The sequence below is a fragment of the Candidatus Hydrogenedentota bacterium genome, from assembly GCA_012730045.1.
Lineage (GTDB): Bacteria > Hydrogenedentota > Hydrogenedentia > Hydrogenedentales > CAITNO01 > JAAYBR01.
Map to the genome: position 1 here is coordinate 91949 of JAAYBR010000106.1, position 21019 is coordinate 112967.

General features: G+C 66.9%; 16 protein-coding genes and 1 pseudogene. 7 read left to right on the top strand and 10 right to left on the bottom strand.

Features of this window, described 5'->3' with window-relative positions; genetic code table 11:
- Positions 1-8: 8 nt before the first annotated feature.
- A complete protein-coding gene (gene cydB, locus GXY15_11585; protein NLV41853.1) occupies positions 9-1031 on the top strand; it encodes a cytochrome d ubiquinol oxidase subunit II in 1023 nt (340 codons plus the stop codon).
- Here cydB and GXY15_11590 read toward each other — a convergent pair.
- The 3 genes from GXY15_11590 to GXY15_11600 form a co-directional block, all read right to left on the bottom strand.
- Positions 1025-2005 (bottom strand): bile acid:sodium symporter family protein, encoded by a 981-nt coding sequence (locus tag GXY15_11590; protein NLV41854.1) that lies wholly within the window; start codon positions 2003-2005, stop codon positions 1025-1027. The genes cydB and GXY15_11590 overlap by 7 nt on opposite strands.
- A gap of 29 nt (positions 2006-2034) precedes the next feature.
- Positions 2035-3417, bottom strand: coding sequence for a chromosomal replication initiator protein DnaA (gene dnaA, locus GXY15_11595; GenBank protein NLV41855.1), 1383 nt, complete (start codon positions 3415-3417; stop codon positions 2035-2037).
- Between the two features lie 163 nt (positions 3418-3580).
- Positions 3581-3982 (bottom strand): hypothetical protein, encoded by a 402-nt coding sequence (locus GXY15_11600; GenBank protein NLV41856.1) that lies wholly within the window; start codon positions 3980-3982, stop codon positions 3581-3583.
- 127 nt (positions 3983-4109) lie between these two features.
- On the opposite strand from GXY15_11600, the gene pdxA reads away from it, so the two are divergent.
- Together pdxA and GXY15_11610 are read left to right on the top strand one after the other, a co-directional pair.
- Entirely contained in the window at positions 4110-5123 is a 1014-nt protein-coding gene (pdxA, locus tag GXY15_11605) for a 4-hydroxythreonine-4-phosphate dehydrogenase PdxA (GenBank protein ID NLV41857.1), read from the top strand.
- Positions 5120-6391, top strand: coding sequence for a VCBS repeat-containing protein (locus tag GXY15_11610; protein NLV41858.1), 1272 nt, complete (start codon positions 5120-5122; stop codon positions 6389-6391). Before pdxA ends, GXY15_11610 begins: the two co-directional genes overlap by 4 nt.
- A gap of 27 nt (positions 6392-6418) precedes the next feature.
- Here the strand turns inward: GXY15_11610 and GXY15_11615 are convergent, their stop codons facing one another.
- Genes GXY15_11615 through GXY15_11625 form a run of 3 tightly spaced genes read right to left on the bottom strand, consistent with a single transcriptional unit; the run spans position 6419 to position 10663 of the window.
- Positions 6419-8641 (bottom strand): DUF3488 domain-containing transglutaminase family protein, encoded by a 2223-nt coding sequence (locus GXY15_11615; protein ID NLV41859.1) that lies wholly within the window; start codon positions 8639-8641, stop codon positions 6419-6421.
- On the bottom strand, positions 8634-9716 hold the full coding sequence (locus GXY15_11620) for a DUF58 domain-containing protein (protein ID NLV41860.1): 1083 nt from the start codon (positions 9714-9716) through the stop codon (positions 8634-8636). Before GXY15_11620 ends, GXY15_11615 begins: the two co-directional genes overlap by 8 nt.
- Positions 9716-10663, bottom strand: a complete 948-nt coding sequence (locus GXY15_11625) for a MoxR family ATPase (GenBank protein NLV41861.1) — start codon at positions 10661-10663, stop codon at positions 9716-9718. The genes GXY15_11620 and GXY15_11625 overlap by 1 nt, the downstream gene beginning before the upstream one ends.
- An 895-nt stretch (positions 10664-11558) precedes the next feature.
- Between GXY15_11625 and GXY15_11630 the strand changes: the two genes are divergently transcribed.
- From GXY15_11630 to GXY15_11645, 4 genes are all read left to right on the top strand, one after another.
- Positions 11559-13124: a PfaD family polyunsaturated fatty acid/polyketide biosynthesis protein gene (locus GXY15_11630; GenBank protein ID NLV41862.1), complete on the top strand. Its 1566-nt coding sequence runs from the start codon at positions 11559-11561 to the stop codon at positions 13122-13124.
- Complete coding sequence (gene lspA / locus GXY15_11635) at positions 13115-13636, top strand: signal peptidase II (protein ID NLV41863.1); 522 nt, start codon at positions 13115-13117, stop codon at positions 13634-13636. Before GXY15_11630 ends, lspA begins: the two co-directional genes overlap by 10 nt.
- Before the next feature lie 273 nt (positions 13637-13909).
- Entirely contained in the window at positions 13910-14821 is a 912-nt protein-coding gene (locus GXY15_11640) for a histone deacetylase (protein NLV41864.1), read from the top strand.
- Positions 14822-14899: 78 nt separating this feature from the next.
- Entirely contained in the window at positions 14900-16636 is a 1737-nt protein-coding gene (locus GXY15_11645) for a hypothetical protein (protein ID NLV41865.1), read from the top strand.
- A gap of 18 nt (positions 16637-16654) precedes the next feature.
- Here the strand turns inward: GXY15_11645 and metW are convergent, their stop codons facing one another.
- The 4 genes and pseudogenes from metW to cysK form a co-directional block, all read right to left on the bottom strand.
- Positions 16655-17221 (bottom strand): methionine biosynthesis protein MetW, encoded by a 567-nt coding sequence (gene metW / locus GXY15_11650; protein NLV41866.1) that lies wholly within the window; start codon positions 17219-17221, stop codon positions 16655-16657.
- Positions 17222-17335: 114 nt separating this feature from the next.
- Positions 17336-18472, bottom strand: a pseudogene (locus GXY15_11655) (homoserine O-acetyltransferase).
- Positions 18473-18591: 119 nt separating this feature from the next.
- Complete coding sequence (locus GXY15_11660) at positions 18592-19890, bottom strand: O-acetylhomoserine aminocarboxypropyltransferase/cysteine synthase (protein ID NLV41867.1); 1299 nt, start codon at positions 19888-19890, stop codon at positions 18592-18594.
- A gap of 33 nt (positions 19891-19923) precedes the next feature.
- On the bottom strand, positions 19924-20853 hold the full coding sequence (cysK, locus tag GXY15_11665) for a cysteine synthase A (protein NLV41868.1): 930 nt from the start codon (positions 20851-20853) through the stop codon (positions 19924-19926).
- Positions 20854-21019 lie beyond the last annotated feature (166 nt).

Consider the following 21019-nt stretch of genomic DNA (forward strand, 5'->3'; position numbering starts at 1 on the left):
ACGCGGCCATGACCTACCTGAACGAGATATGGTTCCTCCTCCTGGGCGTCCTGCTGACAGGATACGCCGTCTTGGACGGCTTTGACCTGGGGGTGGGCATCCTGCACCCCTTCGTCGCGAGGGACGACCGGGAACGCCGCATCCTCATGAACGCCATCGGCCCCCTGTGGGACGGCAACGAGGTGTGGCTGGTGACCTTTGGCGGGGCCATGTTCGCCGCGTTCCGCGATGTCTACGCCACGGTCTTTTCCGCCTTCTACACGGCCTTCATGCTCCTGCTGTGCGCGCTCATCTTCCGCGCCGTGTCCATGGAGTTCCGGAGCAAGCAGCCCCACCCGGCGTGGCGCTCCCTGTGGGACTGGGCCTTCTGCCTGTCCAGCCTGACGGCCTCCCTGCTTTTCGGCGTGGCCGTGGGAAATGTGATGCAGGGGATCGCCATTGACGCCGCCGGGAACTACACCGGCACCTTCTTCGACTTCCTGAACCCCTTCAGCCTGCTCACGGGCCTGCTCGTGGTGGCGCTTTTCGCCTTCCACGGGGGCCTTTACCTGACACTGAAGACCGGCGGGCCGCTGCACGCCCGGATACTGCGCGCCTCCTGGACCGCTTATTTCTGCCTCCTCGCGCTCTATCTGGCCGTCAGCGCCTATGCCGTCGCCGCCGTGCCCTCGGCCACGGTCAACTTCCGGTATCTCCCCGCCGCCTGGATCATGCCCGTCCTGCATCTGGCCGCCATGATCGCGATTCCCCTCCTGATGCGCGCGGGCCGGACCGGTCTTGCGTTCCTCGCGAACAGCTTCTGCATCACCGCCTTTGTGTTTCTGTTCGCGGTGGCCATGGCCCCGAACATGGTGTATTCCTCCCTCGACCCCGGATACACCCTGACCATTTACAACGCGGCGTCGAGTCCCAAGACCCTGGGCATCATGCTGGTTATCGCCCTCATTGGCATGCCGCTCGTTGTGGCCTACACGGTGATCATCTACCGCGTCTTCCGGGGCAAGGTGGAGCTGACGCCCGAGAGCTACTGACCCGGCGCGGAGGGCGCCGTTTCGGGGGCCGGTTCCCCTGCGGCCGGAACGGGGTGGCGGCTCCACCACGAGGCCGCGACGCTTCCCGTGAGGATGCAGATGAACACAAAGGCCGCGCAGGGGAGCGCCGCCTTCTCGCCGAAGAACTGTATGGCCAGCACCACCCCCAGCCCGGCGTTCTGCATCCCGACCTCAATGCTGAGCGTCCGGCGCCGGGAAACCGGCATACGGAACATCCGGCCCGCCCCGTAGCCGAGCGACATTCCCGACAGGTTCAGCGCCAGGCAAACCCCCAACACGAGGAGCGTGGTCTGGGCAAGGGCCTCCCTGTTCATGGCGATGACCAGACTGCAAATGAACACGATGAACAGGGCCGAGAGCGCCGGAAAGACGGGCTGCGCCCGCTCCACCTGCCGGGGAAGCAGCACCCGCAGCCCAAACCCGGCCAGCAACGGCCCGATGACGGTGAGCAGCAGTTTCAGGAACATCTCCCAGTACTCCACGTCCATTTCCGCCCCCGCGAGTTTCAGGACCAGCAGGGGGGTCAGCACCGGGCAGAGCAGGGTGGAGGCCGTCGTCAGCGACACGGAATACGCGGTGTCCGCCTTGGCCAGGAAACTCACCACATTGCTTGCCATGGCGCCCGGCGCGGCCCCTGTCAGAACCAGGCCGACGGCCAGATCGTCGGGAAGGCGGAGAACCCGGGCGATGGCCCAGGCGGAGAAGGGCATGATGGTGTACTGCGCGGCGGTGCCCACGGCGACCGCGCCGGGCGCCCGGGCAATGTTCACAAAGTCGGCGGGCCGCAGCGCGGCGCCGATGCCGAACATGGTGAGGGCAAAGAAATGGTCCAGATAGCCCTTGAGGGAGAGAACCGGCCCGGGAAAGCGGTATGCCAGCAGGCCGAACAGAATGACCCAGAGGGTGAAGTGCCCCGTGCAGAACTCCAAGAACGCCTTGACCCGGTCACTCACGCATGTCCTCCCGCAGCGGAGGCGGTCTGTCAGGCACGCACCGCCTTGGAAAGCTGCTCGATCGTCTGACGCATCACGGGGTCGGTCTTCACCGCCTTGGACACCTTTTCGCACGCGTACAGAACCGTGGTGTGGTCCTTCCCGCCGAAATACTCGCCGATGTCGTTGAGCGACAGGCTCGGAATGAGCGTCTTGCAGAGGTACATGGCCACCTGGCGCGGCTGGGAAATCTGCCGCTGGCGGCTGCGCCCGCGCAGGTCGGCGATGCGCACGTCGTAATGCTCCGCCACCACGCGCTGCACCTGCTCGATGGTCACCGGCCGGATTTTCTCCGATCCGATGAGGTCCTTGAGCACGGTCTCCGCAAGCGACATCGTGACCTTCTCCCCGGCGAGGCGGCTGTACGCGAGCACCGTCGTCAGCGCCCCCTCCAGCTCGCGGATGTTGGCCGTGATGTAGGTCGCGACATAGCGGAGGATGTCCGGGGGCACCGTGATGCCCTCGTCCCGCGCCTTGTTCTGGAGGATCGCGATGCGCGTCTCCAGGTCCGGCGGCTGGATGTCCGTCACCAGGCCCCATTCAAACCGCGACACCAGCCGCTCCTCGATGCCCTGCAGCTCCTTGGGGCTGCGGTCGCTTGCGATGACGATCTGCTTGTGCGCGTCGAACAGGGTGTTGAACGTGTGGAAGAACTCCTCCTGCGTCGCCTCCTTCCCCGTGATGAACTGGATGTCGTCAATCAGGAGGACGTCCACCTTGCGGTACTTCGCGCGGAAGCGCTGGGTGTTCTTGTCGGCGATGCTCTGGATGAGCTGGTTCGTGAACTCCTCGGAGGAAATGAAGACCACGGACAGGCCGGGCTGGCGGGCAAGCACCCCCTGGCCCACCGCCTGCATGAGGTGCGTCTTGCCAAGACCCGTGCCGCCGTAAAGGAAGAGGGGGTTGTACGCATTGCCGGGGGATTCGAAGACGGCCCGCGCTGCGGCGTGCGCGAAGCGGTTGCCCGCGCCGATCACGAAGCGGTCGAAGGTGTAGCGGGGGTTAAACCCCGAGAAGGCCTGGCGAACCCGGGCGACCTTCGCCTTGGCGGGCCCGGCGGGCGGCGCCGCGCGGCGCTCCTCCGGCGGGGCGGACGCCTGGTTCGCGGCGACGGAAAACCGCACGCGCGCGCACTCGGGCACCACTTTCTTCAGCGCCGAGAGCACCACGTCGGTGTGGTGCTCCTGCAGCCAGTTTGCAAAGAACTGGCTCGGCACGGACACCTCGAAGACCTGGTCCTCAAAGCCGCCAAAGCGCGTCTGTGAGAACCAGTTCTTGTAGGTGTGGCCGTCCACGGCCCCCTGCAGATGGACCAGTGCCTGGTCCCAAAGCGTTTGTTCGCGTTCCACCGTTTCTCCCGCCGCGTCGTGCATGACAACGTTCCTGCAATGAGTCGAATTGAGGGCGCACCCCGCCTCCGCCTAACCCCGCTTGAATTGTCTTTCGTTGCGCCCCGCCGCACCGTCTGTCCGCCCGCGCACTGGGCCAGATCAACCATGCGCGAAGTGTGAGTTTGCCCCACGCCGCCGCCCTTTGTCAAGGGCCGTCTTTAAATGCTTTGCCCTCTTGGACTTTCACCGCGCGCCACGCGGCGTCCATTTCGCAGGGCGTGCAAGATGAGAGGTCCAGACCCTGCCCGCGAAGCAGTTCAAGGGCCGCGCGCGCCCTTCGTTCAAGCGTGTCCGTGGCCTCCAGCAGCCGCCGCGCGGGGTCTGTGCGCAGGAAACGCGCCGCGTTCACCGCCGCGAGCAGAAGGTCTCCCAGTTCGCGGCCCGCGTGCTCCGTGTCCCCCGCGCGCAGCGCGGCGCGCATCTCCTCCAGCTCCTCGCCGATCTTGTCCAGCACGCCATGGATGTCGGGCCAGTCATAGCCCGCCGCGCTCACCGCGTCCTGCCGCGCCATGGACGCCAGTAGCGCGTCCTGTCCGTCGTGTGCCATGATGCGTGGTCTCCCGTGTTGTGAGACCCCGAGTGTAGGGCATCGCCGCCCCTCCCGTCACGCTTTGTTTGGCGTCACCCCGCGCGGGCGGGTATCATGGGAGGAAATTTCAGGAGAGTTTTCCGCCATGCGATTCCCAGACACATCGAAACCCGTCCTGGCCGTCACCATGGGCGATGTCAACGGCATCGGCCCCGAAATCCTCGCGAAGGCGCTCGCGGGGGACGTCCCGTGGAAGACCTGCGTCCCCGTTGTCTTCGGTTCGCCGCAGGCCCTGGAGGACGCGCGCCGCTTCGCCCCCGGATGCCCGCCCGCTGTGGCCGTTTCCTCCGTGGCGGAGGCCCTCACCGCAACCGGCGGTGTGCCCGTCCTCTCCTGCGGCAACGGGGGGCCGGCACCCGCCCCCGGCACCCTCGACCCCGCCGCGGGCGCGGCGGCCGTCGTCTGGATTGAGGGCGCCGTGCGCGCCGCCATGGCGGGCCAGGTCAGGGGCTTGGTGACCTGCCCCATCAGCAAGGAGGCCATCCTGGGCGCCGGGTGCCCTCACACGGGACACACCTCCCTGATCGCGGCGATGACCAGCAGTCCCGACTACCGGATGTGCCTGTTCACCGACACGCTCCGCATCATCCACATCACGGCCCATCTCTCCATGCGCGACGCCGTGGAGGCCGTCAAGAAGGACCGCATTCTCAAGAGCATCCTCCTCGCCGATGCGGCTCTCAAGCGCCTCGGAATGGCGGCTCCGCGCATCGCCGTCGCCGCGCTGAACCCCCACGCGGGGGAGGCGGGCGCCTTCGGCTGCGAGGAAATCCAGGAAATCGCCCCCGCCGTCCGCGAGGCGGCGGAGTCCGGCGTGGACGTCTCCGGGCCGCACCCGCCGGACACCGTCTTCCGCCGCGCCTATTACGGAGAGTTTGACGCCGTCATCGCCATGTACCACGACCAGGGGCACATCCCGCTCAAGCTGGTCGCCATGGACGAGGGGGTCAACGTGACCCTGGGCACCTCCATCGTCCGCACCTCCGTGGACCACGGCACCGCCTTCGACATCGCGGGCACGGGCCGGGCACGGCACGAAAGCCTCCTGTCCGCCATTGTCATGGCGTCCCTCCTGGCCGCAAAAGGGTTTGCCTCGTGAATATCCGCTCCTGCCGCGCCGTTCTCCCGCTCCTGCTTGGGGTCCTCTGCGCCATGCCCGGCGTCCGCGCCGCGGAAAAAGCGCGCCGCCAGTTCTCCCCCCAGCCGCGGACCGTGGCCGCGGGCCCCAACCCCTGCGCCATCGCATGCCGCGACCTGAATGACGACGGCATTCCGGACATTGTGACCGCCGACCGGGGCGTCCTCGCCGACCCCCGGGACGAGCGCCCGGCCAACGACGAGCTGTCGGTCTTCATCGCCGACCAGCCCTTCTCGTACACCCGCCAAACCCCCACGCTGAAATGCGGGTTCGGCCCCTACGCCGTGGCCCTCGCCAACGTGGACGGACTGAAGTGGCCGGACATCATCGTCGCCAGTTTCCACGCCGTGCGCCACCGTGACATCACCGTCTTCCTCAACATCAAGCCCGAGGGGGTCTTCAAGCCCGTCACCTTCAAGATTGCGGAGGAAAACCTCCCCTATGAGCGCCACCGGGACGGCGAGGGCGTCCCCCTTTTCACCAAGCCCGGCCTCACCTCCGTGCATGTGCAGGACATGGACGGCGACGGCCTGCGCGACCTGCTCGCCACCGGGTGGAGCAGCGACGTGGTGGTGCTCATGCACGGCCACGCGGAGACGTACTTCGCCGAACCCCAGTTCCTTCCCGTGCCCGGCGGGCCGTCAAGCCTCTGCGTCGCCGACTTCAACGGGGACGGCACGCTGGACTTCGCCGTGACCTGCCAGGCCGCCGACCAGACCGCCGTGTGGCTGGGCGACGGAAGGGGCGGATTCAGTGAAAGTTCCCGGTTCCCCTCAAGAGGCACGCACCCCTCGGTCATCCGGGAAGCCGACATGAACGGCGACGGCATTCCCGACCTCGCCGTCGGACATTCCTACACGGAGGACAGCATCGTCCTCTTCTTCGGCGATGGAAAGGGAACCTTTGCCGCCTCCCAGGAAATCCTTCTCGGCGACGACCGCAGGGTGCTGGAAAAGGAAATCCGCGACGTCATCGTGGACGACTTCAACGGCGACGGGCGCATGGACCTCGCCGCCGCCTGCTTCGCCTCCGGCGAGGTGGCGGTCCTGCTTAACGCCTCCGCGGACACGACTATCCCCCTGGTGTTCGCCAGGGAGATCTACCCCTTTCAGGACGGAAAACCGTGCGCCCTGGCCTCTGCGGACTTGGACGGTGACGAGAAGAAGGACATTGCGGCAGCCCTGTGGGAAATCAACGCGGTGGGGTTCCTCGCCAACGCGGGAAAGTGACCCTTTGTCTCGAAAGACCGCCCGGTCCTAGGCGCGCGCCACCGTCTGAGGATGCCCTGCGCGGCGTTTCGGGAGTGTTCCCAACAGACGGGACATGCCCCGGTGCTGCTCCTCCGCCAGCGGTCGCCCGCCGAAACGGACGTCCTCGTAGGTGTCCAAGAACGCGCCCAACTCCGAGACCGGAAGTCCCGGCACTGTCGCCAGGGCAGCCCGGATCTCATCGCAGGTCTTTCCCGCGCTGGCCACCCCCAGCCGCTCCAGCCGCCGGCAGAGCAGCCGGTGCAGCCGCGCCACCCGCGACTGGTCCGGGCTGAGGCGCGGTCCCCGCCCGCGCCCCCGCATCAGGACACGCAAAAGAACCGCCGCCACCGAAACCAACGCCGCGCCGCCCGCCGCCCAGGACACGCGGGAAAGCCCCCCGAGCCCCCCTGCCTGAACAAAGACCTCCGGAAGCGCGAACCGCGCCCCCGGCGCGCCGTGCCCCGGGTTCCGGAACCGGGCCGCCAGCCGGTCCAGCCGCCACGTGCCCTCGAACCCCATGACCTTGCGGTACCAGAACATCTTGGCCCCCAGCACCCGGCTCGACCACTCCCGCCGCAGGCGGCCAAACCCCGTGGCCGAAAACTCGGAGGCGGGGGAGGGGTCGAAACGCACCCAGCCCGCCCCCGGAATAAGCGCCTCCACCCAGAGGTGCGACATGCTCGCCCGAACGGTGTACGAGCGGCTTCCCGGGTCCCACTCGCCGCCCCGGTACCCGCTCACCACCCGCGCGGGGATGCCCTGGCTGCGGGCCATCAGCGCCAGCGCGGAGGCAAAGAGCTGGCAGTGCCCCCGGCGCGCCTCGTTGATGAAGGCGTCAATCTCGTGGTCCGGCGGCAGCGGCGGCAGGTCGAGGGTATAGGTGAAGTCCGGCCCGCTCAGCCACGCCTCCAGCGCGCGCACCTTCGCGTAAGGGGACGCCTGCGCGCCCGCGACGCGCCCGGCGGTCTGGACGGTCTCCGGCAACAGCTCATGGTAGGTCAGGAGCCCGTAATCCCGGGGCGGAACGAAGGAGTAGTCGTCCGAAGAGGCCCGGGCTTCCGCAGCCTGCGGCTCCGCCACCTCGGACCACGCCTCATAGGAGATGCTCCCCCCCGTGCCGCGGTTGAGCTGCACCGTGAAGTCCAGCCCGGCGTCCCACTGAAGGGTTGCGCGCTCCGCGCTGGGCGGCAACGCCGCCCGCCGCACGAGGTCCAGACAGGGCAGCGAGCCCGTCGGCACGCTGTCCATGAAAATCACCTGCCGCACCGCGCGCCGTCCGGGCACGGCGTCCCGCGCCTCCTCCCGGCCCGCCGTCTTGAAGTTGACCACGCTGCGGGTGGCGGTGTGGTTCTCCGCCCCTGGCTGCAGCGCGTTTTCCAGCCCGCGCCGCGACCATTCCGACCCGGCAAAACGGGACAGCGTCGTCGCCCGCCAATACATCCCGTCGGCCGGGATGAACATCCCCCCGGGTTCGTCGGGAAACGCCACGTTCATGACCGCGCTCGGGTCCTCATAGACGCTGAGCCCGCCCGTCAGGCGCACCGTCTCTGAAAGCCCCGTCACTGCGCGGGTGGGATCGGTCCGCCCCAGGAAGCCCGCCTCAATGCGCGGCGTGGCCAGGAAGAGCACGATGGTGAACGCCATGGCCGCGAAAGCCAGCCCCCACACGGAGACGAAGAGTCCCGCGTCAAACACATTCCCCGGCCGCGCCTCCCCGCGCAGCCGCCCCCCGGGCGCCCGCACCGCCCGCAACCGGTCCGCGCCGGACATGTCGCTGTGGATCCGCAGGCTGACAAAGGCCCAGATGGACGCTGTGATGAACAGTCCAAGCACCAGCGCGATGGCCGGTTCCGGCGACTGAACCACTGCGGCGAGGAGCAGGAAGAATGCCATTAGGAAGAGCTGCAGGTGAACCTTCTCGGACTTCACCCCGAGCAACAGATAACCCTGGATGAAAATCACAAGGCAGATAACCGCGTTCATCAGGCCCAGTTGCACCACGGACACGGGAATGAAAACGCCATACCCGATGCAGATGGCGAGTTTCAGGCTGCGGAACCACGCCTGACGCCGTTCCAGATACTCCCCCAACGGGGAACACAGCAGGAAAAGCGCCGGCGGCAGCAGCAGCACGGCCCCGTACTCCCGCACCGTCGCCAGCGCCAGATAGCCCGCCAGCACCACGCAGGCCGAGGAAATCCGGAGAATCATGCGTGGCCGGTCAGACATGCGCCAGCCCTCCGGGGTCCACCACCGGAATGCCCGCCGGACCCGCCAGACGCCCCCATTTCCCCGCGTCGGCGGACACCGCCACCAGCCTGGCCGGTTCCGATTTCATCCGCCGCGCCTCCTCCTCCGCCCGCGCCGCCGTCCCCGCCGCGTCCCCGGCCTCCACCCGCGCCAGCGCGTCCAGAATTTTCTTCTCCTGAAAGGTGCCCGCGCCCAGGGACACCAGGTACCTGCCGGCCAAAAGCCCCACGGAGTACTGTCGCTGGAGCAGGGTGGCGGCGATGGACGCCGTCAATTCCACAGCGTCCTCAAACCGGTCCTCGAATCCCGGCAGCCCGTCGGGCACCGTGTCCAGAAAAAGCATGACGGCCCGCACGTTGCCGAATCCCATCTCCCGGACCATCCAGACCCCCCGGCGCGCGCTCACGCGCCAGGCGATGAGCCGGGTGTCGTCCCCCGGAACGTACTCCCGCAGGGAGACATACTCGTCGCCGTCCGCCATGCTGCGGCGCGGCGCCACACTCGCCCCCGGCAGCTGCTCCAGCGCGGACAGGCGCACCGAACCGACCCGCGGATACACCAGCACCTCCTCGGTGTCCCGAAACACGCGCCGCCGCTCGACGAACCCGAAGGGGTAGGAAGAGGAAAGGCGGCAGGGGGGGAGGGGATAGGCGCCCCGCCGCTCAAACACATGGCGCATGTCCAGGAGCAGAGCGCCGCGGGGAGGCGTCTTCAGGGCGTAGGAAAAGGTCCGGTCGGACACGCCCTCCAACCCGAGCCGCAGGGAGACGGAGGAAAGGAGCGTCTTGGTGTTGGAAAGCGTCACCCGCACCAGCGCCTGCTCCCCCCGGAACACCGCGTGCGGCGCCTCGCGGGCGACCGTGATCCCCCGGAGATTCATCCAGCCGAGGGCTTCCGAGACCAGCATCACGCTGAGCAGGCCGCCGAAGACGATGTAGAGCAGGTTCTCCCCCGTGTTTAGGGCGGAGAAGAAGACCAGCACCAGGATGACCGCCATGACCACGCCGGACTTGGTCGGCCGGCCCAGGCGCTTCTCGCCGAACCGGGCGGCCATCAGACCGGAACCTTGATTCCCTGCACAATCTCCAGCAGGATGCGCTCCCGTTCCTTCGCCGAAGCGGCAAGGTCGGCCCCCCGCGACCGGACCAGCAGCCGGTGCGCGAGCACCGGGGCCGCCATCCGCTTGACGTCGCCCGGCGTCACATAGTCCCGCCCCGCGACCAGCGCGTGCGCCTGGCTGGCCTCCAGCAGGCCCTGCGACCCGCGCGGCGACGCCCCCAGCCGCACCTGCTCGTGCGTCCGCGTGCCCCGGACAATCTCCAGGACGTACTGCTCCACCGCCGGGTCCACATGCACCGACCCGGCCACCCGCTGCATCTCGATCAGCTCCCGGCCCGTGACGGCGGGGGAGAGGGCGGCGATGGCTTCCATGGGGTCGTGCCGCCGCATGATCCGCAGCTCGTCCGCCTCCGGCGGATAGCCCACCTCCACCCGGAGCAGGAACCGGTCCAGCTGCGACTCGGGCAGCACATAGGTGCCCTCATGCTCGATGGGGTTCTGCGTGGCCACCACCATGAACGGTTTCGGCAGGGGGTGCGAAATCCCGTCCACCGACACCGTGTACTCGCTCATCGCCTCCAGCAGGGCGCTCTGGGTCTTCGGCGGCGTCCGGTTGATCTCGTCCGCCAGCACCACATTCGCGAAGATCGGCCCCCGCCGGTAGTCGAAGTCCCCCGTCTTCGGGTTCAGGATGGACACGCCCAAAATGTCCGACGGCAGCATGTCGCTCGTGAACTGGATGCGGGCAAACGAGCAGTCAATGGACTTTGCCAGGCTCTGGGCCAGCGTCGTCTTGCCAATGCCCGGCACATCCTCGATGAGCAGATGCCCGCGGGCCAGCAGCCCCGCCACGCACAGCTCCACCACGTCCCGCTTCCCGTACATCACCTTCTCGACGCTGTCAATCAGGCGTCCCACCTTTTCAAGACACGAAGCATCCATGCATGTTTCCTGACGGTTGTTCGGAGTGTCCCTGTCATCCCGCGTTCGGGATGCCGCCATTTTAGGGACGCGCGGCCCGCATTTCCACCCCGGCGCAAGGGCCAACGCTTGATGAACAACCCAAACCAGATTATGTATGCCCGCCCCGCACGGCCAGCGAGGCCCTGTCTCCTGTCCCTGCCGTACCGCCAGTGTCCCGCTGGCCTCGTCTTTCGTCCCAACCGCCGGTCCACCGTGTGCCCCAAGACAAGGCCGCCGGGACGGCGGCGGTACGGAATTGCCCCCGCCTGCCCGCCCCCGTACCGCCAGCGTCCCGCTGGCCTTGTCTTCTGCCCGCCTCCGTAGCGCCAGCGTCCCGCTGGCCTTGTCCGGCAAGAGGAAAGGAAACATGGATGCACAGGATTCACAGGATTCTTCCCTTCCCCATCCTGTTTATCCTGTGCATCCATGTCAAAAAGGCTGCTCTATACAGTGCGCACGGGGCATTCGTGGCGCTGGCACCCCATTGCCTTTGTCTCTCGTTCCGGCCGCCGGTCCATCGTGTGCCCAAAGACAAGGCCGCCGGGACGGCGGCGCTACGGAACAGCCCCGCATGCCCGCCCCCGTAGCGCCAGCGTCCCGCTGGCCTTGTCTTCCCCTCCTGGCCGCCGGTCCATCGTGAGCCCAAAGACGAGGCCGCCGGGACGGCGGCGGTACGAAATTGCCCCCGCATGCCCGCCCCCGCAGCGCCAGCGTCCCGCTGGCCTTGTCTTCCGTTCCCCGTAGCGCCAGCGTCCCGCTGGCCTTGTCTTCGAGCGCAGGCCACGTTGACCGCACCCTCCGGCGTTTGGGATACTCTCACCGGTCCGGTGTTGGGTGGTCCGACCCGTTCCTTCCCTCATTCCCAGGGCACAGCATGGCCATCCCTTTGACAGACCCCCATCTCCGAATCTTGGACAGCCTGCGCGCCCTGGGGCGCGCCGTCTCCTTTTCGGAGCGGGAGGGCCTGCCCGCCCCCCGCACGCTGACGCTGCCCCCCCATGACTTCCGCACCATGGGGCATCCGGGCTTCTGCGCGGACCATGGGCTGGCCTTCCCGCTGTATGCCGGGGCCATGGCCGGGGGCATCTCCTCCGTGGCCCTCGTGGAAAGCATGGCCCGGGCGGGCATGACCGGATTCTTCGGGTCGGGCGGTCTGCCGCCGGAGGAAATCCGCAGCGCCCTGGCGCGTCTCCGCGACTCGCTCGGGGGCCTGCCGTTTGGGTGCAATCTCCTGAACAGTCCGGGCAACCGCGCGTGGGAGGCCGCCGTGGTGCGGATTTGCCTGGAGGAGGGGGTCCGGTGCGTGGAGGCCTCCGCGTACATCACCCCCAGCCCCGAGCTGGTCCTGTACCGGGTGAAGGGGCTGCGCCGTAGACCGGACGGCACCGTGGAGGCCCCGCACCGCGTCATCGCCAAACTGTCGCGCACGGAAATCGCCGCGCGTTTCTTTGCGCCGCCGCCGGAAAAGGCCCTGAGAGCGCTGCGGACGGCGGGGGAAATCACGGAAGAGGAGGCGGCCCTGGCCGCTGAAATCCCCCTGGCCCAGGACATCTCCGCCGAGGCGGACTCCGGCGGCCACACCGACCACCGCGCGGCCCTCTGCCTGCTCCCGTCGCTGGGGGCGCTGCGCGACGAGATGCAGGCGCGGTATCCCCCCTTCCCGCCCCTGCGGGTCGGGCTGGCGGGCGGCATCGCCACCCCCCACGCCGCCTCTGCGGCCTTTGCGATGGGGGCCGACTATGTGGTCACGGGCTCCATCAACCAGGCGTGCCGGGAGTCGGGCACCTCCGACACTGTGCGCAGCCTGCTCGCCGGGGCCGCCCAGACGGATGTCTGCGACGCCCCCGCCGCCGACATGTTTGAACTCGGCGCCAGCGTCCAGGTGCTTAGGCGCGGCACCCGGTTCGCGGAGCGCGCCGGCCTGCTCCGCACCCTATACATCGCCCACACCTCGCTGGAGGATCTTCCAGCCAAGGACCGGGAGCACCTGGAGCAGGTACTGTTTCGGAAGCCCCTGGAAACCGTCTGGGCGGAAACGGAGTCCTTCTTCCGCGAGCGAGACCCCGGGCAGGTCGAAAAGGCGCAGAAGAACCCCCGGCACCGCATGGCGTTGGTGTTTCGCTGGTACCTCGGCATGTCCTCCAAGTTTGCCACCCTCGGAGTGGAGGACCGGACGGAGGACTACCAGGTCTGGTGCGGGCCCGCCATGGGGGCCTTCAACGACTGGGTGCGAGGATCGTTCATGGAGTCCCCGGACGCCCGCAGCGCCCCGGAAGCCGCCCTGAACATTCTTTTCCACGCGGCGGTCCTCAAGCGGGCCGCGTTCCTGCGCGCTGCGGGGATCCCGTTCTTTCCCCGGCGGGACGACCTCGCGCCGTTGCCCGCCGATGAAATCAGACGTTTTCTGTCTTCCGACCAGGAGGTTGCCGGATGTCCCTGAAGAAGAAAGCCCTGCTGCTGGCGACGGTCGCGCTGCCCACCCTTGCGCTGGACCATGCCACCAAGTGGGCGGCCATTGTCTATTTGAAGGAGGGCTATCCCGTCTATTCGTGGCTGGGAGACCTCTTCCGTCTGCAATACGCCGAGAACACGGGGGCCTTTCTCAGTCTGGGCAGCACCCTGTCCGACTTCTGGCGCGCCTGGGTCATGATCGGCGTCAATTCCCTCATCCTTCTGGGGGTCCTGTTCTTCTTGCTAATAGCCAGGTTCTCCAACACCGTCGCCCCCGCAGCCCTGTCGCTGGTTCTGGCTGGCGGCGTGGGAAACCTCATTGACCGGGTGTTCCGGGACGGACGGGTCGTGGACTTCATGAACATGGGCGTCTCGGCGGGGGATTTCTCCCTGCGCACCGGCATTTTTAACATCGCAGACCTGGCGATTGTCGCGGGGGTGGTCCTGCTGGTGGCGTCCGAGGTCCTCCCGGCAAGACGAACGGAAGCAAAGGGGAAGTAGACGGGATGCGGAGAACCTGAGGCGTTCCGACAAGAGATTGCCGCGTCGGCCGGGGCGGCCGACTCGCAATGACCGCGAAAAGCTCGTCATTGCAGTGACCGCGGAAATGCACGTCATTGCGAAGGCGCGCAGCGCCTGAAGCAATCTCGTGCCCGCAGTGACGACGGCCCACTCCCTTCCTGCCCGGAAATGAAGGCCCGCGCAAATGGTTGCCAAAGGTCCCGCGATCCTTTACAATGCAGGGGCTTTGGCCCCGTACCGGAAGTTACACCCATGGCACGCACGGCGGTATGTTACAGCGATGAAACGCTCGCCCACGACACGGGCGAGTTCCATCCCGAGTCGTCCGCCCGCCTCACCGCCATCCTGGACCATCTCAAGGCGAACGGCCTCTACCGCCTGCCCCTCGCCCCGGAGCCCGCGTCCGTGGAGGATATCCTCCGAGTCCATACCCGCGATCATGTGGACACCGTGCGCCGGTGCTGTCTGGAGGGGGAGGAGTACCCGGATCCCGACACGGTGATGATGGACCGCACGTGGGACGTTTCCCTTCTGGCGGCGGGGGCGGGCATCACCGCCTGCAAGTCCGTGCTGGAGAAGGGATGCGACAACGCCTTCGTGCTCATGCGCCCGCCGGGACACCATGCGGAGGCCGACTTCTCCATGGGGTTCTGCGTGTTCAACAACATCGCCGTGGCGGCGCGCTGGCTCCGCGAGCGCGGCGGCGCGCGACGGGTGGCGATCCTCGACTTCGACGTCCACCACGGCAACGGCACGCAGCACATCTTCTACGACGACGAAAGCGTCTTCTATATCAGCCTGCACGAATACCCCCAGTTTCCCGGCACCGGGTTCTCCCACGAACGCGGCAAAGGGAACACCAACCTGAACTTCCAGATGCCGCCGGGGTGCAGCCCTGACCAGTGGGTCAACACGGTCAAGGGGGTGGTTGTCCCCCAGTTGCAGCTTTTTGCCCCCGATTTCCTCCTCCTTTCCGCCGGGTTTGACGCCCACCGGCTGGACCCCCTGGGAAACCAGCTGCTGGAGGCCTCCCATTTCGCGGAAATCACCCGGCTGGCGCGCGGCGCCGTTTCGGGGAACGTCGTCTCCTTCCTGGAGGGCGGCTATCATGAGGAGGCCCTGGCGGCGTCCGCGCAGGCGCACCTTGAGGCATTGATGGAATAGCCAGGCACCCGGGGGCCGCGCCGGCCGCCGGTCAGCCTTCACAAACACCGCACACGGGTTTAGGGAGCCGGAAGCACCATGGAAGACCAGAGCCAGAAAGTGAACCTGTCCGTAAACACCCGCATCGAGCGCGACCGCAAGCTGATCAACGAGGCGCGCGAACGGGGCCGGTGGCCCCTGTTCGGCGTGTTTGTGCGCCTGTCCGGACCCGGGTGGCTGCAGAGCGCCATCACGCTGGGCGGCGGCACCCTCTCCAACAGCCTCTACCTTGCAGTCCTGACCGGATTCATCTTCCTGTGGCTGCAGCCCGTGGCGATGGTGTTCGGCATCGTCATGCTCAGCGCCATTTCCTATGTGACCCTCTCCACCGGCGAGCGCCCCCTGCGGGTGATCAACACCCACATCAACCCCGTTCTCGGCTGGAGCTGGCTCCTGGCGTCCATGGCGGCTAACCTCGTCTGGTCCATGCCGCAGTTCGCCCTCGGCCTGGCCTCCCTCACCAAGATGCTCTTCCCGGGAATCCTGGGCATTGAGGGGCCGCTGGGGCCCAACGGGAAGATTGTGGCCGCCCTGTGCATTCTGGCCATCAACATTCTTTTCCTCACCCTGTACTCCTCCGGCGGCAAGGGCATGGTCATTTTCGAAACCCTCATCAAGTGCATGGTCGGCATGACGGTCCTGTGCTTCATCGGCGTCGTCATCGTCATCACCAAGAACGGGCTGGCGGACTGGCGCGACTACATGGGCGGGTTCATCCCCCGGTTCAACATGATGTTCGAGCCCGCGCCCAAACTCCAGCCGTTCCTGGCGGCGGTGCCCGACGCGTTCAGGCCGTTCTGGGAGGCGAAGATACTGGGGGACCAGCGGGACTTCATCATCTCCGCCTTCGCCACCGCCGTCGGCATCAACATGACCTTCATGTTCCCCTACTCCATGATGCGCAAGGGCTGGGACCGCGACTTCCGCGGACTCGCCATCTTTGACCTGTCCACCGGCCTGTTCATCCCGTTCCTCATCGCCACCTCCTGCGTGGTCATCGCCGCGGGCACCCAGCTGCACGCCAAGCCCCAGCCGGGGCTCGTGGACCGGATGGACGCCCAGGGCAACCCCATCAAAGTGGAGCAAAGCCTGCTGACGGGGTACAACGGCCTGCTGGGGGAGAGGCTCAAGACGGAGATGGGCGCGGAGAGCTTCGCCGCGCTCACACCGGCGGACCTGGAGGCGAGGATCACAGCCCTGCCCGTGCCCGAGCGCACCATGGCCGCCATGCTCGTGCGCCGCGACGCCCCGCAGCTGGCCGCGTCGTTGGAGCCCCTCACCGGCACGACCATCGCCCGGTTTGTTTTCGGGCTCGGCATCCTGGGCATGGGACTCTCCGCCGCCACCATGCTCATGATCATCAACAGCCTCTGTTTCTGCGAACTCCTCAACCGGCCCGCGAAGGGATGGCCCCAGTTCGTGGGCGGCGCCATGACGTCCATTTCCCTCTTCGTCATGCTCACCTGGGACGGCGCCCTGATGGCCGTCGCCACGCCCACCTCGGTGTTCTGCATGACCCTGCTCCCGCTCGCCTACCTCTCGTTCTTCATGCTCATGAACCAGAAGTCGGTTCTGAAGGACGCCATGCCGCGGGGCGCAAAGCGCGTCCTGTGGAACTCCCTGATGATCGTGGCCCTGTTCTGCTCGTTCTTCGGCGGGCTCTGGGGCATTTACGGCAAGGCCGGGGCCTTCTGGACCGTGTGCGTCGTGGTGGCCTTCACCCTCCTCGTTGCGGCGGGGCACGTCTACCGGAAAAAGCACCAGCCGGCCGCATAGACAGGGCCCGCCCAGGGGTCATTTTTCCCGGCTGAGCAGGCAGAGCGCCTCGTCCGCGCGCACGTTGGGCCAGATGCGGACGGGGCCGTCGCCGCTCAGGCAGATTTCGCGCTCGATGCGGATGCCCAGGTCGCGGCAGAAGACGTGGAAGTCTTGGATCGTCAGCACATGCCGGTTCGGCGTGTCGTACCACTGGTAGGGCAGGTGCGGCGTCACGGGGGCCTGTCCCCGGAAGAAGGTCTTCAGCCGGACGCTCCAGTGCCCAAAGTTGGGGAAGCTGACGATGCACCTGCGCCCCACGCGCAGCAGCTCCTTCAGCGCCTTCTCCGGATGCTCCAGCACCTGGAGGGTCATGCTGAGGATGACGTAGTCAAACGACCCGTCCGGAAGCCCCGACAGGTCCTTCTGAACATCCGCCTGAATCACCGTGATGCCGCTCTCCACGCACCGCACCGCCTGCTCCTCGTCCAGCTCGATGCCAAAGGCCCGCACCTGCTTCTTCCGCATCAACTGGCAAAGCAGCTGCCCGGACGCGCACCCAATGTCCAGCACCCGGCTCCCCGGGTCCACCAGGTCCACGATCATGTCGTAGTCCACGCGGTGCTGAGGGTCGTACAGGCGCACCCCCGGAGTCTCCGCCACCGGGTCCTCCCGGTGCTGGGAACAGGGGCGGTGGCAGGTCTCGCAGTCCCGGTCCGGATACTGCACCCCGTCCAGAAACCCCGAAATCAGCCGCGACAGGGTTTCCACCTCCAGCAGGAAGGCGTCATGCCCGTAGTCGCTCTGGATGTTGCAGTAGGAGACATCCCGGCCCGCCCTGGCCAGGGAAAAAACCATCTCCCGGGACTGATGCGGCGAAAACAGCCAGTCTGAGGTGAAGGACACCACCATCACCCGGCCCTGCACGCGCGCCAAGGACGCGTCCAAAGAGGGAAACCCCTCCGACGCGTCGAAGTAGTCAATCGCCCGGGTGGTGTAGAGGTAGGTGTTGGCGTCAAACCGGTTTACGAAAGCCTTTCCCTTGTACCCGAGATAGGTCTCCACATTGAACTCATGGTCCAGGCTGAAGGCCGGCCCCTCCGCGTTCCGGAAGGTCCGCCCGAACTTCTGGTTCATCGAGACCTCGGACAGGTAGGTGATGTGGGCCATCATGCGGGCGATGGCCAGACCCCGGCGCGGGCCGGGGGTTTCGTAGTAGTCCCCGCCGAGAAAGTCCGGGTCCGCCTGGATCGCCGTCCGGCCGACCGCGTCAAACGCGATCTGCTGCGCGCCGGCCACATGGGTGGTCGCAATCAGCACCGCGCTCCGGCACACCTCGGGGTATTCGGCGGCCCAGGCCAGGGCCTGCATCCCGCCCAGGGAACCGCCCACCACGGCCAGCAGCGACTCCAGACCCAGGTGGCGCACCAGTTCCCGCTGAACCCGCACCATGTCGGACACCGTGACGACGGGGAAGGACAGGCCGTAGGGTCTCCCCGTGGCGGGGTTGACGCTCTCCGGACCGGTCGTCCCCTTGCAGCCCCCGAGGATGTTGGAGCAGATGACAAAATACCTGTCCGTGTCAATGCCCTTGCCGGGCCCCACCATGTTATCCCACCAGCCCGGCTTGTCATCGTCGGGCGAATGATATCCGGCGACGTGCGCGTCCCCGGAGAGGGCATGGCACACCAGCACCGCGTTGTCCCGGCGCGCGTTGAGGGTTCCATAGGTCTCGTAGGCCACGGTGACGGCCTCCAGGACCGCCCCCCCGTCCAGGGAAATCCCGTCCGGGGGGGAATAGTCGAAGAACCGCGTCTCCACCAGGCCGACGCTCTTTTCCCGCTCGAAATCCTGCATCCTGAACCGCTTCCATGGGGCCGTCTAACGGAGAACCGCGGCGTTCCGGACATCCCGGCGAACTGCCGCGGTTCAACAGCGCGCGCCGCACGGCGCGGCGCGCCCGCATATCATACCACCTACTTCTGCGAGGCGGCCAATGCCTGGCCGAAATCCTCCAGAATGTCCTCGATGTCCTCCAGCCCCACGGAAACCCGGATGAAGTCCGGCGTGACGCCCGAGGCGGCCTGCTCCTCCGGGCTGAGCTGCGAGTGCGTCGTGGTGGAGGGGTGGATCACCAGGGTCTTCGCGTCAAGCACGTTTGCCAGGTGCGACGCCAGCTCGACGCTGTTGATGAACTTCACCGCGGCCTCCGCGCCGCCCTTGATGCCGAAGCCCAGGATCGCGCCCTGGCCCTTCGGTAGGTACTTTTTCGCCCGCGCGTGGTCCCGGTGGCTCTCGAGTCCGGGATAGTTCACCCAGGCCACCGCCGGGTGCGCCTCCAAAAACTTCGCCACCGCCAGCGCGTTCTCGCTGTGGCGGGGCACCCGCAGGTGCAGGGTCTCGATCCCCTGGAGAATCTGGAAGGCGTTGAACGGCGAGATGGCGGGCCCCATGTCGCGCAGCAGGGTCACGCGCGCCTTGATGATGTAGGCGATGTTGCCCAGCGGCTTCAGCGCCTCGTGCAGGTTCGCGCCGTGGTAGTTCGGATTCGGCCCGTCAATCTCCGGGAACTTTCCGTTGCTCCAGTCGAACTTCCCGCTGTCCACAATGACGCCGCCCAGCGAGGTGCCGTGGCCGCCGAGCACCTTGGTCGCCGAGTGCACCACGATGTCCGCCCCGTGGTCGAAGGGGCGGAAGAGCAGGGGGGAGGCCACCGTGTTGTCCACGATGAGCGGAATGCCGTGGTCATGTGCCACCTTGGCGACGGCCTCGAAATCCGCCACGTCGTTCGCCGGGTTCCCGATGCTCTCCAGATAGAGAAACCGCGTATTGTCGTCTATCGCCCTGGCGAAGTTGGCGGGGTCGGAACCGTCCACAAAGCGCGCCTCTATGCCCAAGTCCCTGTAGGTGTTGGCGAACAGGTTGTAGGTGCCGCCGTAAAGCGTCGTGGAGGAGACGAAGTTCTGCCCGCTCCTCGTGATGTTCAGCGTGGCCAGCATGATCGCCGACGCCCCGGAGGCCGTGGCCAGCCCGCCGACGCCGCCCTCCAGCGCGGACACCCGGTTCTCCAGAACGTCCGTCGTCGGGTTCATCAGCCGCGTGTAGATGTTGCCGAACTCCTCCAGCCCGAACAGGCGCGCGGCATGGGCCGTGTCCTGAAACACATAGGAGGTTGTCTGGTAGATCGGCACCGCCCGCGATCCCGTCACGGGGTCCGGCGTCTGCCCGGCGTGCAGGGCGAGGGTTCCCAGTCTCTGTTTCTTTTCCGTGGTCATGCGTCTTTCCTTCCAAAGTGTCTTGTGTTGGGGTTATGCCTGGAACAGGGGGGTGGAGAGGTACCGCTCTCCACTGTCCGGAAGTATCACGACAATCGTCTTGCCCGCGTAGGCCTCCTGAAACGCCAGCCGGAGCGCCGCCGTCGCCGCCGCGCCGCAACTGATCCCGCAGATGATGCCCTCCTCCTTCGCCAGACGCCGCGCCGTGTCGAAGGCCTCCTCGTCCGTCACATGCTCGATCCGGTCCAGCAGCGACAGGTCGAGCACCTTCGGGATGAAGCCGGCGCCTATGCCCTGAATCTTGTGCTTGCCCGGCGCGCCCCCCGCCAAAACGGGCGAGGTGGCGGGCTCCACGGCCACCGTCTGCACGTTGAGCCCCTTGTCCCCCTTGAGAAAACGGCTGATCCCCGTGATCGTCCCCCCCGTGCCCACTCCCGCCACCAGAACGTCCACCTTGCCGTCCGTGTCCTCGAAGATTTCCGGACCTGTCGTCAGCTGGTGAATCTCGGGGTTGGCCGGGTTGTTGAACTGCTGGGGCAGGAAATAGTCCGGGTTTTCCGCCGCCAACCGCTCCGCCTCCGCGATGGCCCCGGGCATGCCGAGAGCCCCCGGGGTCAGGATCAGCTCCGCGCCGAAGGCTTTCAGCATCGCGCGGCGCTCCAGGCTCATGGTCTCGGGCATGGTCAGGATCAGGTTGTATCCCCGCGCCGCCGCCACATAGGCCAGCGCAATCCCCGTGTTGCCGGAGGTCGGCTCAATGATCGTCCCCCCCGGTTTCAGCACGCCCCGCTTTTCGGCGTCCCAGACCATGTTTGCCCCAATGCGGCACTTCACAGAGTAGGCGGGGTTTCTTCCCTCCACCTTTGCCAGCACATGCGCCGCCTTGATCCCCTTGGTCACGTTGTTCAGACGGACAAGGGGGGTCTTCCCGATGGTGAAACTGTTGTCGCCGTAAATCTTCATGTGCGATTCTCCTTCTCGGTACATGTGTTGTCTGCCTGTGAAACGATCCTAACCGCCAAATAATTCCTTACTTGGTAATCATTATAAGGTATCGGCGGTGCCGTTGTCAAGCCCCGGCTCCCGACTCCGGCTTGCACTGAACGGCCTGTCCGCGCATAATGGCGTT

Coding starts and splice junctions, on each gene's coding strand:
- cydB (NLV41853.1), top strand. CDS start 9: ATGACCTACCTGAACGAGATATGGTTCCTCCTCCTGGGCGTCCTGCTG.
- dnaA (NLV41855.1), bottom strand. CDS start 3,417: ATGCACGACGCGGCGGGAGAAACGGTGGAACGCGAACAAACGCTTTGG.
- GXY15_11600 (NLV41856.1), bottom strand. CDS start 3,982: ATGGCACACGACGGACAGGACGCGCTACTGGCGTCCATGGCGCGGCAG.
- pdxA (NLV41857.1), top strand. CDS start 4,110: ATGCGATTCCCAGACACATCGAAACCCGTCCTGGCCGTCACCATGGGC.
- GXY15_11615 (NLV41859.1), bottom strand. CDS start 8,641: ATGTCTGACCGGCCACGCATGATTCTCCGGATTTCCTCGGCCTGCGTG.
- GXY15_11620 (NLV41860.1), bottom strand. CDS start 9,716: ATGGCCGCCCGGTTCGGCGAGAAGCGCCTGGGCCGGCCGACCAAGTCC.
- GXY15_11625 (NLV41861.1), bottom strand. CDS start 10,663: ATGGATGCTTCGTGTCTTGAAAAGGTGGGACGCCTGATTGACAGCGTC.
- GXY15_11630 (NLV41862.1), top strand. CDS start 11,559: ATGGCCATCCCTTTGACAGACCCCCATCTCCGAATCTTGGACAGCCTG.
- lspA (NLV41863.1), top strand. CDS start 13,115: ATGTCCCTGAAGAAGAAAGCCCTGCTGCTGGCGACGGTCGCGCTGCCC.
- GXY15_11640 (NLV41864.1), top strand. CDS start 13,910: ATGGCACGCACGGCGGTATGTTACAGCGATGAAACGCTCGCCCACGAC.
- GXY15_11645 (NLV41865.1), top strand. CDS start 14,900: ATGGAAGACCAGAGCCAGAAAGTGAACCTGTCCGTAAACACCCGCATC.
- metW (NLV41866.1), bottom strand. CDS start 17,221: ATGATCGTGGACCTGGTGGACCCGGGGAGCCGGGTGCTGGACATTGGG.
- GXY15_11660 (NLV41867.1), bottom strand. CDS start 19,890: ATGACCACGGAAAAGAAACAGAGACTGGGAACCCTCGCCCTGCACGCC.
- cysK (NLV41868.1), bottom strand. CDS start 20,853: ATGAAGATTTACGGCGACAACAGTTTCACCATCGGGAAGACCCCCCTT.